Annotated in this window: 13 protein-coding genes and 2 tRNA genes; 6 read left to right on the forward strand and 9 right to left on the reverse strand. The window is 42.9% G+C overall.

From position 1 onward, the window contains the following. Positions 1–25: 25 nt before the first annotated feature. Positions 26–1,663, reverse strand: coding sequence for a cardiolipin synthase (locus tag W293_RS0100365; protein WP_025650553.1), 1,638 nt, complete (start codon positions 1,661–1,663; stop codon positions 26–28). A gap of 379 nt (positions 1,664–2,042) precedes the next feature. Between W293_RS0100365 and W293_RS0100370 the strand changes: the two genes are divergently transcribed. Both W293_RS0100370 and W293_RS0100375 read left to right on the forward strand, forming a co-directional pair. Next, positions 2,043–2,118, forward strand: a tRNA-Val gene (locus W293_RS0100370). Between the two features lie 52 nt (positions 2,119–2,170). Beyond that, positions 2,171–2,247: transfer RNA gene (locus tag W293_RS0100375), tRNA-Asp, on the forward strand. A 436-nt stretch (positions 2,248–2,683) separates the two neighbouring features. Here W293_RS0100375 and W293_RS0100380 read toward each other — a convergent pair. Continuing rightward, positions 2,684–4,957 (reverse strand): nitric-oxide reductase large subunit, encoded by a 2,274-nt coding sequence (locus W293_RS0100380; RefSeq protein ID WP_025650554.1) that lies wholly within the window; start codon positions 4,955–4,957, stop codon positions 2,684–2,686. Positions 4,958–5,492: 535 nt separating this feature from the next. On the opposite strand from W293_RS0100380, the gene W293_RS0100385 reads away from it, so the two are divergent. The 3 genes from W293_RS0100385 to W293_RS0100395 all read left to right on the forward strand — a co-directional run bounded on the left by W293_RS0100385 (position 5,493) and on the right by W293_RS0100395 (position 8,364). Then, positions 5,493–5,876, forward strand: coding sequence for a DUF1971 domain-containing protein (locus W293_RS0100385; protein WP_025650555.1), 384 nt, complete (start codon positions 5,493–5,495; stop codon positions 5,874–5,876). Positions 5,877–6,155: 279 nt separating this feature from the next. Next, entirely contained in the window at positions 6,156–7,157 is a 1,002-nt protein-coding gene (locus W293_RS0100390) for a D-cysteine desulfhydrase family protein (protein WP_025650556.1), read from the forward strand. A gap of 241 nt (positions 7,158–7,398) precedes the next feature. Further along, entirely contained in the window at positions 7,399–8,364 is a 966-nt protein-coding gene (locus tag W293_RS0100395; RefSeq protein WP_025650557.1) for an acyltransferase, read from the forward strand. A 113-nt stretch (positions 8,365–8,477) separates the two neighbouring features. On the opposite strand, the gene W293_RS0100400 is transcribed toward W293_RS0100395, so the two are convergent. After that, positions 8,478–9,386 (reverse strand): pirin family protein, encoded by a 909-nt coding sequence (locus tag W293_RS0100400; protein WP_025650558.1) that lies wholly within the window; start codon positions 9,384–9,386, stop codon positions 8,478–8,480. 448 nt (positions 9,387–9,834) lie between these two features. Between W293_RS0100400 and W293_RS0100405 the strand changes: the two genes are divergently transcribed. Beyond that, positions 9,835–10,305, forward strand: coding sequence for a hemerythrin domain-containing protein (locus tag W293_RS0100405; protein ID WP_025650559.1), 471 nt, complete (start codon positions 9,835–9,837; stop codon positions 10,303–10,305). Positions 10,306–10,362: 57 nt separating this feature from the next. Here the strand turns inward: W293_RS0100405 and modB are convergent, their stop codons facing one another. The 6 genes from modB to W293_RS0100435 form a co-directional block, all read right to left on the reverse strand. After that, positions 10,363–11,061 (reverse strand): molybdate ABC transporter permease subunit, encoded by a 699-nt coding sequence (gene modB / locus W293_RS0100410; RefSeq protein WP_025650560.1) that lies wholly within the window; start codon positions 11,059–11,061, stop codon positions 10,363–10,365. Positions 11,062–11,299: 238 nt separating this feature from the next. Next, positions 11,300–12,142 (reverse strand): molybdate ABC transporter substrate-binding protein, encoded by an 843-nt coding sequence (gene modA / locus W293_RS0100415; protein ID WP_025650561.1) that lies wholly within the window; start codon positions 12,140–12,142, stop codon positions 11,300–11,302. 18 nt (positions 12,143–12,160) lie between these two features. Continuing rightward, positions 12,161–12,652: a molybdenum cofactor biosynthesis protein MoaE gene (locus W293_RS0100420; RefSeq protein WP_025650562.1), complete on the reverse strand. Its 492-nt coding sequence runs from the start codon at positions 12,650–12,652 to the stop codon at positions 12,161–12,163. A gap of 50 nt (positions 12,653–12,702) precedes the next feature. After that, positions 12,703–12,984: a MoaD/ThiS family protein gene (locus tag W293_RS0100425; protein WP_025650563.1), complete on the reverse strand. Its 282-nt coding sequence runs from the start codon at positions 12,982–12,984 to the stop codon at positions 12,703–12,705. Positions 12,985–13,223: 239 nt separating this feature from the next. Further along, a complete protein-coding gene (gene moaC / locus W293_RS0100430; protein ID WP_025650565.1) occupies positions 13,224–13,730 on the reverse strand; it encodes a cyclic pyranopterin monophosphate synthase MoaC in 507 nt (168 codons plus the stop codon). A gap of 88 nt (positions 13,731–13,818) precedes the next feature. After that, positions 13,819–14,547 carry a molybdenum cofactor guanylyltransferase gene (locus tag W293_RS0100435; protein ID WP_025650566.1) on the reverse strand — a complete coding sequence of 243 codons (729 nt, stop codon included), beginning with the start codon at positions 14,545–14,547 and terminating at the stop codon, positions 13,819–13,821. Between the last annotated feature and the right edge of the window lie 5 nt (positions 14,548–14,552).

The raw sequence follows: 14,552 nt of genomic DNA on the forward strand, positions 1-14,552 counted from the left end.
TTACCTTAACCTAAAAGTTAAGGCGCTACAATAAAGGACTAAACAAGCGTACCACATTATCGAACAAACGCTCATAACCTGCACGCTGCTGCCATTCGGCTAAAGTCAAAAAATGACAGCTTTGCAGATAAGTCTCTTGGCAGTCAGTGATTTGAGCGACCATTTCTGGGGTATAAATCGCCAAGCTGACTTCCATATTGAGATAAAAGCTGCGCATATCGATATTTACCGTACCGAACAAACAGTAATCATCATCGATGACCACAGTTTTAGCATGCAGCAACCCACCTTTAAATAGCGCAATGGTCACACCTGCCTCTAGTAACTCCTCATAATACGCTTGGGATGCATGCTGTACTAAAAACGAATCGACCTTTTCGGGAACGATAATCGTCACCTCTACCCCGCGCTTAGCCGCGATCGTCAGCGCACTTGATAGCGCCTCATCAGGCACAAAGTACGGCGTGGTAATACAAATACGTTTGTTGGCGCGATGAATAACCGTCACCAATGTATTGTAAATAACATGCGCCGTCACCTGTGGTGCAGAAGGTATCAACTGCGCGACCACGCCTTCTATTATAGGCATCTGAGGTATGACTATCGACGTTGAGCCCGTATGTAGCGGCTCATCAGCGGCGATACTATCACCTAAGAACTTCACCCGGCTATTGATGTCATTGATGGTCGGATCCATCACATATAGTTTACGGGTATAGTTATTTATCCGCTGGTTTAGCTCGTCTAGATTGTTTTTGTTTTCAGCACCGATATCGGTAACCACCACCTTGGCCATCGCCGTCGCTATACTAATGGTACGATGGCTAACGCTACGTATCGCCACATCGATCCACTGTCCGACGTTTTTGTTTTGTTTAAAAAACTTAGGATCGACTAAATTAAAGCTGCCGATATAACCAATGTATTCATCAATGACCACCATCTTGCGGTGGTTACGCAGATCTGAACGCTTAAATAAAGTCTTGAACAAGCCTACTGGTAGCGACTGATGGACAAAGGCACCCGCGCGCTCTAACATTCGGTGCTCATTGCTGTTAAAAAAGCTGAAACTGCCAACACTATCCGCCAATATATGGCACTCGACCCCGCGCTGTACGGCAGCGACCAACGCCTCTATCACCTCTACCACCTGCCCCTTCGGATAGATAATATAAAACTCCATCAAGATGATGCTCTTTGCTGACTCAATATCATCGATCAAACGCTTAAAAATAGCATTGGGCGCGGTTAATAGCTGCATTTGATGATCGGGGAACACCCCAAAGCCTGTCCAGCGCGTCCCTATTTGGCTGACACCGCGATAGTTGTCGGGCAACAAATCTTGCCCCTTGTCAAAGACCAAATGCTCCCGCTTTGCCATATCATTCATCAGCAGGCTGGCTTGATCCACGCGTTCACGATAGCGGCGTCCGATCATTGGCTCACCCAGCAATATATAGGCAATAAATCCTACCACAGGCAAGGTATAAAGCACGGCAACCCAAGCAATCGATACACCAATATTGCGCTGTACCGATACAATCCGTAGCGTCATTAATATCATGAGCACGACATGTAATATCAGTCCCAATTCTGCAAAGTCGCCAAAAGACCATGTCGTAAAGTACTTTTCAATAGCAAAAGTGTCTATGCCCGCCTCCATCAACCAACCAATCAATTAATACCAATCAAATAATTCAACACATGCACGTGCCACAAAGCATTATCAGTATAGTAGCTTTTAGCACACACACAATAGGTAACTGTGTAGCCACTATATGGGCTAAACAAGCGCTACAATGACGACCATAAAACTAGGATAATCATCAATTTATAAAATACTTAAAATAATATTTGACAGGCAGGTGTAAATCTATATAATACACACCCACAGCAAGGGGCTTTAATTAAGTTCTATGTTGTTGAAAGTTTTTATGATTCTAGAGCGTGACACCTTTAGATAGTAGAACTTTTAAGAAATCCTATTTAAAGGATTTCTCTTGCGAAGCTAAAATTGCAGTGCAATTTTTATACGCTTCTCAGGGTGATTAGCTCAGTTGGTAGAGCGTCTGCCTTACACGCAGAATGTCGGCGGTTCGAATCCGTCATCACCCACCACTCTTTTTAGCGAGTGTCTCTGTAATAAGAGAAGATGCTAAAAACGACCTAAGCAGCGGTAGTTCAGTTGGTTAGAATACCGGCCTGTCACGCCGGGGGTCGCGGGTTCGAGTCCCGTCCGCTGCGCCATATTTAAAACGAATTCGGATGTTAAATCTGAGCAAGTTTCGCCTCAAACATAACTTTGTTTGAGGTTTTTTTGTGTCTGAATTTCCACTTAAACCTTTTCTTTATAAGGGTTGGATGCTTTCTCTCTTTTCACCTTTACCAAAAAATCTACTCTTCAAAAATGCATGAATGATAAGTTTTTGCACATGCACTCTATCTTGTGGAAGTCGGTGACCAATTTCTCAGGGACCAAACGGTGACCATTTTGTGACCATGATGGTTAAAGTTTGGTGGTAGTGACCCTTAATTTAGCAAATCTATGTATGAAGAGGTTTAGTGAAAAATCCATAACTTCGTGATAAAACCCTTCTAAAAACCAGTTTCAAAATAATAAAAATCCCCGCTACTAGGCAGGGATTTTTACTCAAACACTATCTTCAATACCTACGCCCTATCATCAATCGTTCACTGGTTTGTTCGGCTGATAATTAGAGTGTGACGGTTTTGCAAACGCCAGTTTGACCACCTGCAATGCTACACAAATAGCACCAATGATAAAGATGACATCGGCAAAGGTACGCACCCAACGTAGCGTTTGTAAGAAGTCTTGTTGTAAGAAGCCCTCACTACGCGCGTACCATAAACCTTCGGTCATGGAAGCATGCGCTTGGAAGATACCGATGGGTAGCAAGCTGGTCGCAATCATCAATACCAAGCCTATATTTAATGCCCAAAAGCCAGTTTTGATGAGCTTTTCACTAAAAATATAGTCTGGACGAATATATCGCATTACCAGTAATACAAAACCAATCGCTAAAAATCCATATACCCCGAACAGTGCAGCATGTGAATGCACGGCAGTGGTATTTAATCCTTGTAGGTAGAATAATGATACCGGTGGATTAATCATAAAGCCAAACACCCCAGCCCCTAACATATTCCAGAAGGCGACCGCGACGAAGCACATGATAGGCCATTTTAATTTATTCATCCATGGCGCTTGACGCTGCATAGACCAATGCTCATAGCCTTCATAACCTAAGACCACTAATGGCACCACTTCTAACGCACTGAATGATGCACCGATTGCCATCACCGGTGTGGTCGTGCCGGAATAATACAAATGATGGAATGTGCCTGGTACACCGCCAAGCAGGAATAGCGCGGCAGAGGCAATAGAGCTGGCTGTGGCGATTTTCTTATTCACCAAGCCCAAGTTATAAAAAATAAAAGCAAGCGAGACCGTAGCGAATACTTCAAAGAAACCCTCTACCCATAAATGCACAACCCACCAGCGCCAGTATTCCATGATGGTTAAATGGGTGCGCTCACCATAGAACAAGCCTGCACCATAAAATAAGCCAACACAAACGACGGAGGCAAAGAAGATAGCGAGTAAGTTTTTATCACCTTGTTCTTTAAAGGCAGGTAAACAACCACGGGTCATTAATAACAGCCAAAACAGTACGGCAACCCATTTTAAAATCTGCCAAAATCTGCCTAGGTCAATATACTCATAGCCTTGATGTCCAAACCAAAAGTTATATTTTGCGGGCATTATATCTGCTAAAGCAAAATACTGACCGGCAAAAGACCCCACTACCACGATAATTAATGAAAACCATAATATATCGACGCCTAGTTTTTGATATTTAGGATCTTTACCGCCATTGATAAGCGGTGTCAAAAACAGCCCTGCCATCAAAAATGCAGTGGCAATCCAAAATAAGGCCGACTGAATATGCCACGTACGTACTAGCGCATAAGGAAAAAAATCTGCAACTGGAATACCATAAAACTCTTGACCTTCGACCGTATAATGCGCGACAAAACCGCCGATAAATACCTGAAATACAAACAGTGCCACCACTAAAAAGCCGTATTTTGCGAGCGCCTTTTGAGAAGGGGTCAAAGCAACTTTGGTTAATGGGTCAGCATCTGGCGTGATTTGTTTAACCTCTTCTTCTTGACGTAAGAAAGACCAGCCCCAAATTAAAAACCCTACCCCAGCAATTAAAAAGACAATACTGGCGATAGACCACATAATATTTTCTGACGTCGGTACGTTATCGATAAGCGGCTCATGCGGCCAGTTATTCGTATAGGTAGCATCAGTACCGGGACGTTCAGCAGAAGCAATCCACGCGGTCCAAAAGAAAAAGTTGGTCAGTTTTTGTCTATCAGCAGCATCCATTATGGTGTTGTTCTTCATCGCAAAGTTCTCTCGAGACTCTTGCAATGCAGGGTCATCACCATACAAGCTCATATAATAAGGCGCTATCTGATTGATAGCGGCAATCCGCGTGTCTGATAGCACGACTTGCTCGCTATCATTGACCACGCTACCACGATATTCTTTTTTCAGCTGCGCGTTCAATACCGCTTTTTGATCATCAGATGCGTCAGAAAAATTACTGCCATATAGCTCTTCGGATCTAATATCTAACCATGCTACCAGCTCTCTATGCAGCCAGTCCGCGGTCCAATCTGGCGCTTGATAAGCACCATGACCCAATACCGAACCAAGCTGCTGACCGCCTGTGCGTTGCCATGCAGACTGACCATCTAAGATATCCTCTTCTGTTAATAAAACCTGACCAGTAGTATCGACATACTGATCTGGTATTGGTGGTGCTGTGCGATAGATTTCAACACCGCCCCACCCTAAAAATATAAATGTCACGATTAGCACGGCCAGTAAACCGAACCAATACTTCTTGTACTCACCCATGTCTCGCTCCTCCTTGCAAATAGGTCATAACCCTTAAACATCTATTAATAATGAATGTTTAAGGGTGTTTTAAGGCATCACTTATTTAAAATATAGTTGAATCACTATAAAAAAATACAGTGCTGCTGGGATGAATTTTGCGCAGCCTCTGTCAGCGCAGACACAGCACGCAAGTAAAATTTATACCAGTAGCACTGGTAATATTAGCGTATCGATTTTATGTCGAATTGACTATATGATTCCTATACTGCTAATAAGTCATGCGGTTAAATAGCTAACACCTAAGGTTATTTCAATAATCAGCAACACTGCTGTCTCAGTAATCGCAGTCCACCAAAGCCTTAAAAATAAATTATAACATTCATTTTAAATGAATGTTATAATTTATCTCAACAACATTTGATTTAATTTTAAAAACTATTCAAGCTGATCGTATAATTGTTGAAACAAGTCAATGCTACATCTGCTAATGCTAAGCTTAATGATTATTAAAATTTGATAAAAATCACTTTGTTTACTCAATCAAGGAGTTCTCATGAACCATATAATCATCCCCAGTCATTGGAAAGTAAAACGCTCTACCCATTTCTTTACCAAGGATAAAGTACCCAAAGCCCTACTCACTCACCACAATACTGCGGAGGGCGTGTATGGTCAGATTTGTGTCATGCAAGGAGAGGTCACTTTTTACGGATTTGCCAATGAAGCAGCCACCGAACCAGAGCAAACCATCGTCATTAAAGCGGGACAGTTTGCGGTTAGTCCGCCACAGTATTGGCACCGAGTGGAGCTGAGTGATGATGCTCAGTTTAATATTAATTTTTGGACAGAGGGCGATACGGCTAATAAGTCACTGTTTAACGCCTCTAAGATTCACAGCAAACCTATCGAAGCCTTGTTTGATAAGCCAAATGAATAAAATTGGTCTGATACCTATTTTTCTAGAAATTGAAGATAAGACAGTGTTTTTACTTAATGCCTATTCTCTATGGATTGAAACGGTCTCTATGGATTAAAACGGGCAACTTGGGCTAGGACGTGTCATCAATGAGCCGACCTATCTATCAAAATTATATATTTAGTGCTCTAAAAACAGCTATTCTGATAGCTAAATATTGTATGGTATTAATATTCAATAATTACTATCATGGGATAGCTTCCAAGCTCATAATTTCTCTACCCATAAAGCGAATAACACATGGACTATAACCACATACCCAGACAATCATTAGGCTTCTTCCCCACCCCTTTGATAGAGCTCACCAGATTGAGTGACAAACTCGGCGGCCCTACTATCTTTATGAAACGAGATGACAATACAGGATTGGCATTGGGTGGCAACAAAACCCGTAAGCTTGAATTTATAATGGGTGACGCCCTTGCTCAGGGTGCTGATTGCGTGATTACGGCAGGCGCTGCACAATCTAATCATTGTCGCCAAACTGCTGCTGCCGTTGCAAGCTTGGGACTTGACTGCCATTTAGTATTAGGCGGAGAAGAACCTGAGCAAGCAAGTGGCAATTTATTATTGGATAAGATTTTCGGGTGTCATATTCATTGGGCAGGCGCCCATCGCAAAGGGGAAGACATTCCTAAAATCGTCGAACAGTTAAAAACACAAGGCAAAAAACCCTACGTCATCCCTTATGGTGGTTCCAATGAATTGGGTGCTTTGGCCTTTGTAGAAGCCTTTAAAGAGTTAGAGTCGCAACGTACCAGCATGGACGTCTCATTTACTCATATTGTTTTTGCCTCTAGCTCTGGTGCGACACAAGCCGGCTTGATGCTTGGCAAGAAAATGCTCAACTCGCCTGCGCAGATCGTGGGTATCAATATCGATAAAGGCGAAACAGACAAAGTGCCATTTGATCAGTATACCGTCGCGCTTGCCAATAGCACCGCTGTCCTTATCGCAGCCGACCATCAATTTTCAGAGAGCGATTTAATACTTAACTCTGATTATGTAGGCGGCGGTTATGGCGTGGTTGGTGCTTTGGAAAACGAAGCCATTGAGATGACTGCGCAAACAGAGGGAATCTTGTTAGATCCTGTTTATACGGGTCGTGCGATGGGCGGGTTAATAGATATGATTCGCACAGGTAAAATTAAGCAAACGGATCGTGTGTTATTTTGGCATACGGGCGGTGCTCCCGCTTTGTTCGCTTACTCAAGTGCGTTAGAGATTACTCAAAAACGCTAGAAAATATCGTCAGCAAGTGGATAATGATAGCTCAATTCTTCTCAAGTCCAGTTTATACGCTCATAAAAACCAGATATAGTCAGTACCCTATAAATCAGATATGGTCTCAGGCTCGTTTAGTCTACTATTTGTAGTGCTTTCACCCGCCTTCCTTGTATCCAAATTATATTTAACCGACTATGGTTAACGCGCGTTCAGTGAACTGGAGTCATTATCAGTTAGTAGAATAAAAGGATTTAATATGCGACTGTCATCATTCATGCAAAAAATGCACAAACGCAACCCTAAACTTGGCAAAGTTGCCTCGCTTGCAACGGCCACAGGGGTACTTGCTGGTAACAGCCTAATCGTTGCACTACCGGTATGGCTAATGGGTGCTACTAAAGTCGTGACCGGTGCCGCGATCGCTGATGACACGATGATCAAAGTGACTAACTATTGGATAAATAGTAATAACGCCTTAATCGATAATATCTTGCCGGAGAAAGACTGGCGCATCAGCCTACCTGACGACGTCAATACCCAAGGCAAGTATCTACTGATGAGCAACCATCAGTCATGGGTAGATACCAGTATCGTGCAATACATTAGTGAAAACCGCTTGCCATTAACGCGCTTTTTTACCAAGTTTGAGCTGATATACATTCCTGTTATCGGTCAAGCGTTTTATTTTTTAGACTTTCCTATTATGCGTCGCCATTCTAAAGAGGCAATTGCTAAAAACCCAGCTTTACAAGGCAAAGATATCGAAGAAGCCAAACGCGCATGCGCCCTACTCAAAGACAAACCTTTTACCTTATTGAACTATTTAGAAGGCACGCGCTTTACCCAAGACAAGCATGACAAACAGCAGTCACCTTACAAGTATCTCCTCAAGCCACGTGCGGGCGGTTTATCATTAGCAATTAATGCGTTGGGTAAAGAGATGGATGGCATCTTGGATATGACCATCGTATATCCTGATGGGGTGCCGACTTACAGTGATCTGTGGAAAGGCAATATCAAACGCTTGGGTGTCGACGTACGACATGTCGAGATACCTGATGCGCTCTTTGATGCGGTCAAAAATGGCGGTTATGAGAATGATGAGGCCATCAAGGCGCAGATGTTTGCTTGGATAGAAGAGATGTGGCAGCAAAAAGACAAGCGCATTAGCGCTATGCTGGCTGAATTTGAAGCAACTCCTGCTAGTGGAAGTGCTGAATAAAAAACGTAAATAATCCACCCTATCATTCTTAGTATTCAATAAAGAAGCCCGCTAAAATTAATTTAGCGGGCTTTGCTACTTTATCATTAACGCGTTGATACTCACAATCACGCTTAAGCAGGTTGTCCAAACTTGCCATTGTGAAAGTCATTGACCGCCTGATGTAGCTCGGCTTCAGTATTCATCACAAACGGCCCCATGCGAGCGACTGGCTCGTTAAGCGGCTGGCCTGCGATTAACAAAAACCGCGCGCCATCATTAGCGCTATCCACAGTAACAGTATCACCTTTGGTTAATACAGCAAGGTTTTTGGCACGTACCGTATTATTTTTGCTGACATTTCCTTCAGCATCTCGTACTTGTAACTCACCCTCTACCACGTAGATAAAGGCATTGTGCTCGCTTGCCAAAGCCTGCTCAAAGCTGGTATTAGCCGGTAAGGTAACATCCAAGTACGTCGGATAAGTATAGTTATTGATAACAGGTCCAACCGTACCTTCGCTAGTCTCACCAGCGATGACGCGAATTTCGGTGCCATTGTCGCGGCGCTCAAGTGGCGTCGACTCTGGTGGAAACTCTTGATAATTCGGCTCACTCATTTTAGCGCTGGCAGGCAAGTTGACCCATAGCTGAAAGCCTTTTAACAAGCCCTCTTCTTGTTCTGGCATCTCTGAATGCAAGATGCCACGCCCAGCGCTCATCCACTGCACACCGCCCGGCTCGATGACACCTTCATTACCTGCATTGTCTTTATGACGCATACGACCATTGAGCAGATAGGTCACGGTCTCAAAGCCGCGATGCGGATGGGTAGGAAAGCCTGCCACATAATCATCAGCATCATCGCTCTCAAAGCAATCTAACATCAAAAACGGATCCAACGTATCCAGATGCGGCGTGCCAATAATACGCGTGAGCTTCACGCCAGCGCCATCAGAGGTTGGCATGCCAGGTAGTTGATGCATCACGGTACGGTGTTGTAGTGGGGTAAGATTATCATTGATTTTATTTGTAGTAGTCATAATCATCTTCCTATGTTTTTGCTCGGTTGTCTTTATTCGATAACACTATTATAGGTGTTGACGACCCGCAAATAAACAGGGGTAAACGCAAATTATAGTTCTTATTTTTAGAACAATACTTGTCGTTTGGAGCAGTTTCTCAAAATTATTAGGCCTTTTTAAAATAGAGCCAATGCAAAGACGACTCTATAGTCAATTTTACATAAAATCGATAAGCTGATATTACCAGTGCTATTGGTTTTATAGTAATTCAATTATATTTATATAATTCTAGGGCGTGTCCTCATTTGAAAAGTAGAGATAAAAATGAAATAACAACCTGCCTTGATGCTTGTGTATGCTGATAGTAACAGCATCATAATTTTTAGAATGACAGTATTAAAAATAAAAGCTTTTGTTTCAAAAGTATTTTACCTAATCGTTTGTAGACTTATGAAGGGGTCCAATTATGAAACGCAGCAATCAATTACAGCCATTATCTCGCCAGCATCACCTTGGTCTCAACTTATCTCGTCATGCGAAAGAATGCGCTGACACGACTGACGAGATTGCCAAGCACTGGCATAATCTCACCGCTTATATCGACGATATGCAATGTCATTTTCAGATTGAAGACAATTTAATTGCCAACGCCCTAGAGCCTTATCGAGCATCTCAACCTGAAGTAGCATCGGTATTAGAGACGCTTACTGGTCAGCATAAACGCTTGCAGACCCTGATAGATACGGGTCAAAAAACGGCGAATCAGTCTATAACGACAGAACAAGTTAGAGAGCTTGGCACGTTACTATACGACCATATTCGTTTTGAGGAGCGCGAACTGTATCCTATCGTAGAAAAGTATCTAACAGAGGATGAGCTAGATGCTGTTTATCAAGCAAGCCCAGACAGTATTAAGCGCTCAGATGAGAATCGCTAGAAATTATAGTGTTTCAAAAATGCTGTTTGCGTCGCTTTTATCAACGTTAATCGAGCATCAGCGTTGATTTAGCTTATTGACAGTGGCAATCAAGGCGACCATGATCACACCAATGATAATAAGAATGCCGGACATCATATGTGCAGCTTCATAATTCAGTGCCTCGACTTGCTCATAGATAGCAATCGAGACGACTTTGGTCTCACCGGAGATACTGCCACCTATCATCAATACCACGCCGAACTCGCCAATGGTATGGGCAAAGCTAATTAAGCTGCCAAGAATGATACCAACGCGCGCTTGTGGCAATGCCACTTTCATAAAGCGCCTCAGACGACTGGTTTCTAATAAATGTGCAACTTCAATGACGCTAGGTGGAATGCGCAAAAACTGAGCGTAGACAGGCTGAATATAAAAAGGCAATGAGTAAATAATAGAGCCGATGACAAGCCCTTCAAAGGTAAAGATGAATGGACTGATGTTATGCTCGGCAAGCCATCTACCGATACCAACGTTGGGGCTTAATAGCAGTAATAAATAAAAACCAATCACGGTAGGCGGTAATACCAACGGCAACGCGATAACGCCCATTAGTAAGACTTTAAAACGGCTAAGTACGCGGCCACGGCTGGGTTTGGCGAGCCAATAAGCAATAGGCGTGGCAAACAGTAATAAGCACAAGGTAGTCACACTAGCGAGCTTAATGCTCACCCACAATGGACTGAGCATGTCTGCCATAAGAGATTGGGCTATCATAACGTCACTGCTCTTTCTTGGTCGTTGCTAGCCGTTACTGATCGTAACAAGTAATATAGTCAAAATATCCTAAAAACGTGACGGTATTGCTGATGTATCGATATTACTTTTCACTGGCCATATCATTTACAAAAATTAAAGTAGCAAGGAAAAATAGTACAAGTACTACACCTGATAGGTTAAGCGATTTTGACACAGCTAATCATATTTTTGGGTTTGATATAAGGATAATGCTTGGTTATTTAACCATTAAATAGCCGGCTTGCGAGAAATAGTGTTGTCCTGCTTTTGAGCGCAAATAATCAGTAAAATCTGCGGCGATGAGTGCGTCACTGATGACGATTCCATCTTGCAAAATCGCTGGATAAGAGGCTGGCGCTAACGTGATAAATTGTTCGGGTTTGGCTTTGATAGCGATGATTTGTGACTGTGCAACAAAGCCATAATCCACACTGCCCGTATGTGCGTATTGAAATGCTTGGCCGATATTTTCTGCTTGTATCAGGCGTTTTTGCTGATTTAAAGTGTTATATAGAGTTTGCGACTGTAGATAGGCTTGTGCCGATGCGCCATAAGGGGCAAGCTCAGGATTAGCGATGGCTATCTTACCATTAGCGTCTTTTATTAATAAGTCACTCACCGCTGCTGGCTCAAGACCATGCAATGACTTAGTGACGCTATATAGTGCCAATTGACCTTGCGTATAAGTAAATGGTGTATAACTCTCATTATTTTTATCGTTGTCTACGACTCTTTCAGCCGCCAGTTTGGCAGGGAATTCTTGATTGGCAGATAAGAATATATCGTAAGGTGCACCTGCTTTTATTTGCGCGTATAACTTGCCTGACGAGGCATAAGTGACGTCGATATCCTGCGCCACTAAATTTTTATCTACTTTATAACCATCAACAATTTGAGGCAACACATCCGATAAATTGGCAGCAGCAGCAATACGTAGGGTTTGGGTTTGCTCAGGTGTCTGGCTAGCAGAATCCGTGTCAACCGTATTTTCTGCTGTGCAAGCGCTTAACGCTACTAGTAAAAACGCAGAGATAGGTGTCACCGCCATCAACTTAGCCATTACTAACCATCCTCGTTCTTAACCATTGTTACTAAGCCACTTGGAAACATCATTGTCGTAGTATTCTTGCTTCCAAACCGGAATATCTGCCTTAATTGTATCGAGTATCCAGCGGCAAGCATCAAAAGCGGGATAACGATGGGCAGAAACCACACCAACCCACACAGCGACATCGCCTATCTCTAAAGCACCGATACGATGAATGGCAATGGCATGAGTGATTTCAAAACGCTTTTTAGCTTCTTCGATAATTGCGCGACCTTGATTCAGCGCTAAGTCTTCATAACCATAATAGGTCAAGCGTTCAACACTAGTGGCATTATTATGATTACGCACTCTGCCTTCAAAGCAAACAAAAGCACCGCAGCTATCATCATCGAGGGTATTTTTTAGTCGACCTTCATCAATCGCTACGTCTAATAACGCAAAGCCATCACGCTCAGCGATTAGGTAGGCTTCATCGATACTACGCTTGATACTCATTGAGTGGCTGTGGACGTTATCTGTCATTTGATGTCTCTATTTGCTGTCTTTTTAATTAGGAAGCGATCTACTAAAATTTAACCACCCGCAACTGGGGTGATAAATACCACACTATCACCATCATAGATCTGGTCTGTCCATTTAGCAAAGTAATCATTTACCGCCACGCGTAGCTCTGCCTGCGGGCGACTAAAGCGATGCTTTTGACTGAGTTGTTCGTATAGCTCAGTCAATGAGGTCGACTGCTCAACGCTGACCGCTTCTTCTTGGCAATTGGCTTCGTCCGCTAAGCTGGCGAAATACAAGACGTTGATAGTCATCGTTGCTTCAGTGTTTGGTGCTACGTCAATATTACTCATAAAAACCTTCCATTCTGTGCAAACTATCGAGCGTTATAACTATAGTCAGTTAAAAGTAATATCGACACATCACGCACTGCTGATATCTATTTTTTTTGCTTGCTATGCCTGCGCAGACAGAGGCTTCAAAAAATTGATATCAGCAGTACCGTAGCGATTTTAGGATATTTTGACTATATATTACTGCTTATCTGGTAATGCTCATCGTTATAAAAAACTTCATTATTCTAAGTGTGATTTTAAGCATGACGATAGTCTGATTTTCCACCTGTTTTTGTCACCAAATGAATATTATCAATAACGATATCATGCGATAGCGCTTTGGTCATATCGTAGATGGTCAAACAAGCAATGCTAACGGCGGTTAAGGCTTCCATCTCGACCCCAGTTTTATGCGTGACTTTGACAGTGCCGCTGACGATAATGGCATTTAGGTCGTCATCATAAGCAAAGGCTAGACCAATCTTGTCTAGCGGCAATGGATGACACAGTGGAATCAAATCGTGGGTGCGCTTGGCGGCCATAATACCGGCGATATGCGCCGTCTGAGTAATGCTACCCTTTTTGGTCATACCATCAGCAGCTTTGATTTGCGCATAAATCTCGCTTGGGAAACGCACTTGTCCGACTGCATTGGCTTCTCGCGTCGTTGCCGTCTTGCCACTGACATCAACCATGGTAATATCGCCGTTGCCGTCTAGATGCGATAAGCTAGATTGTCTGCTTTCCTGATTATTGCTATTCATTGCTAATGTCTCTTGATAAGGTCTCTTGATAAAGTCTCTTGATAAAGTCTCTTGATAAAGTCTCTTGATAAAGTCTCTTGATAAAATTTTATAAATCGCTTAACACTGCGCAGGCACGTTGAAAATCTTCAGGGGTATTAAAGTTGGTCAGATGCTGCCAATTTTCTGTCAAAGGCACCGCTTGCGTAAGAGGCTTGATAAATGACATGACGCGGCGTTGACCGCTATCAACATAAGCCTTCAGATCAGGCTCAACACTTAATTGATACAGCCCCAATAATGGATATAGATGGCTATCATCGGTTAGACAAACCACTTTTTTATCGGCCGCTTGACTAATCACTGGTTGTAATTTTTGCCACAAATCAGTTGCCGGTATTAAGCTATCGCAGCTAATAACGAGTAACCATGAGGAGCCGGATTTTTGGTTTGGCGTTGTATCAGTGAGCTTAGCTAATGTCTGCAGAGCTGATTCAATAGCAACCAAAGCCCCGCCATTATCGCTCTGTTTGTCATCTTTCATAGGAGTGTAATCAGTAATATGCATAATTGAAGATTGTATATTACTAACAGTTAAATCTAAATCAACCGTAAAACCGCGCTCATTGTCTGCAATCATAATCAGTATATTGAAATCAGCGGCATTTGAATCAGCCGCTGTTAGTTCAAGGGCATGACGCACATGATAGTCTAATAGCCGCTCACCTGTCGACAGAGTGAGCTCCGCTTTGGGCGTGCCCATACGCTTGGACGCACCACCCGCTAAGATGACTACGCCTGCCAAGCTATTTAGATGTGGTGCAGTATCAACCATCATTGAAT

It is taken from the genome of Psychrobacter sp. TB67 (genome assembly GCF_000511065.1).
Taxonomy (GTDB): Bacteria; Pseudomonadota; Gammaproteobacteria; order Pseudomonadales; family Moraxellaceae; genus Psychrobacter; species Psychrobacter okhotskensis.

Excerpts from the sequence above, each read along its gene's own strand:
- W293_RS0100435 (WP_025650566.1), bottom strand. The coding sequence starts at position 14,547 with ATGATGGTTGATACTGCACCACATCTAAATAGCTTGGCAGGCGTAGTC.
- W293_RS0100385 (WP_025650555.1), top strand. The coding sequence starts at position 5,493 with ATGAACCATATAATCATCCCCAGTCATTGGAAAGTAAAACGCTCTACC.
- W293_RS0100405 (WP_025650559.1), top strand. The coding sequence starts at position 9,835 with ATGAAACGCAGCAATCAATTACAGCCATTATCTCGCCAGCATCACCTT.
- W293_RS0100400 (WP_025650558.1), bottom strand. The coding sequence starts at position 9,386 with ATGACTACTACAAATAAAATCAATGATAATCTTACCCCACTACAACAC.
- W293_RS0100420 (WP_025650562.1), bottom strand. The coding sequence starts at position 12,652 with ATGACAGATAACGTCCACAGCCACTCAATGAGTATCAAGCGTAGTATC.
- moaC (WP_025650565.1), bottom strand. The coding sequence starts at position 13,730 with ATGAATAGCAATAATCAGGAAAGCAGACAATCTAGCTTATCGCATCTA.
- W293_RS0100390 (WP_025650556.1), top strand. The coding sequence starts at position 6,156 with ATGGACTATAACCACATACCCAGACAATCATTAGGCTTCTTCCCCACC.
- W293_RS0100425 (WP_025650563.1), bottom strand. The coding sequence starts at position 12,984 with ATGAGTAATATTGACGTAGCACCAAACACTGAAGCAACGATGACTATC.
- W293_RS0100395 (WP_025650557.1), top strand. The coding sequence starts at position 7,399 with ATGCGACTGTCATCATTCATGCAAAAAATGCACAAACGCAACCCTAAA.
- modB (WP_025650560.1), bottom strand. The coding sequence starts at position 11,061 with ATGATAGCCCAATCTCTTATGGCAGACATGCTCAGTCCATTGTGGGTG.
- W293_RS0100365 (WP_025650553.1), bottom strand. The coding sequence starts at position 1,663 with ATGGAGGCGGGCATAGACACTTTTGCTATTGAAAAGTACTTTACGACA.
- W293_RS0100380 (WP_025650554.1), bottom strand. The coding sequence starts at position 4,957 with ATGGGTGAGTACAAGAAGTATTGGTTCGGTTTACTGGCCGTGCTAATC.
- modA (WP_025650561.1), bottom strand. The coding sequence starts at position 12,142 with ATGGCTAAGTTGATGGCGGTGACACCTATCTCTGCGTTTTTACTAGTA.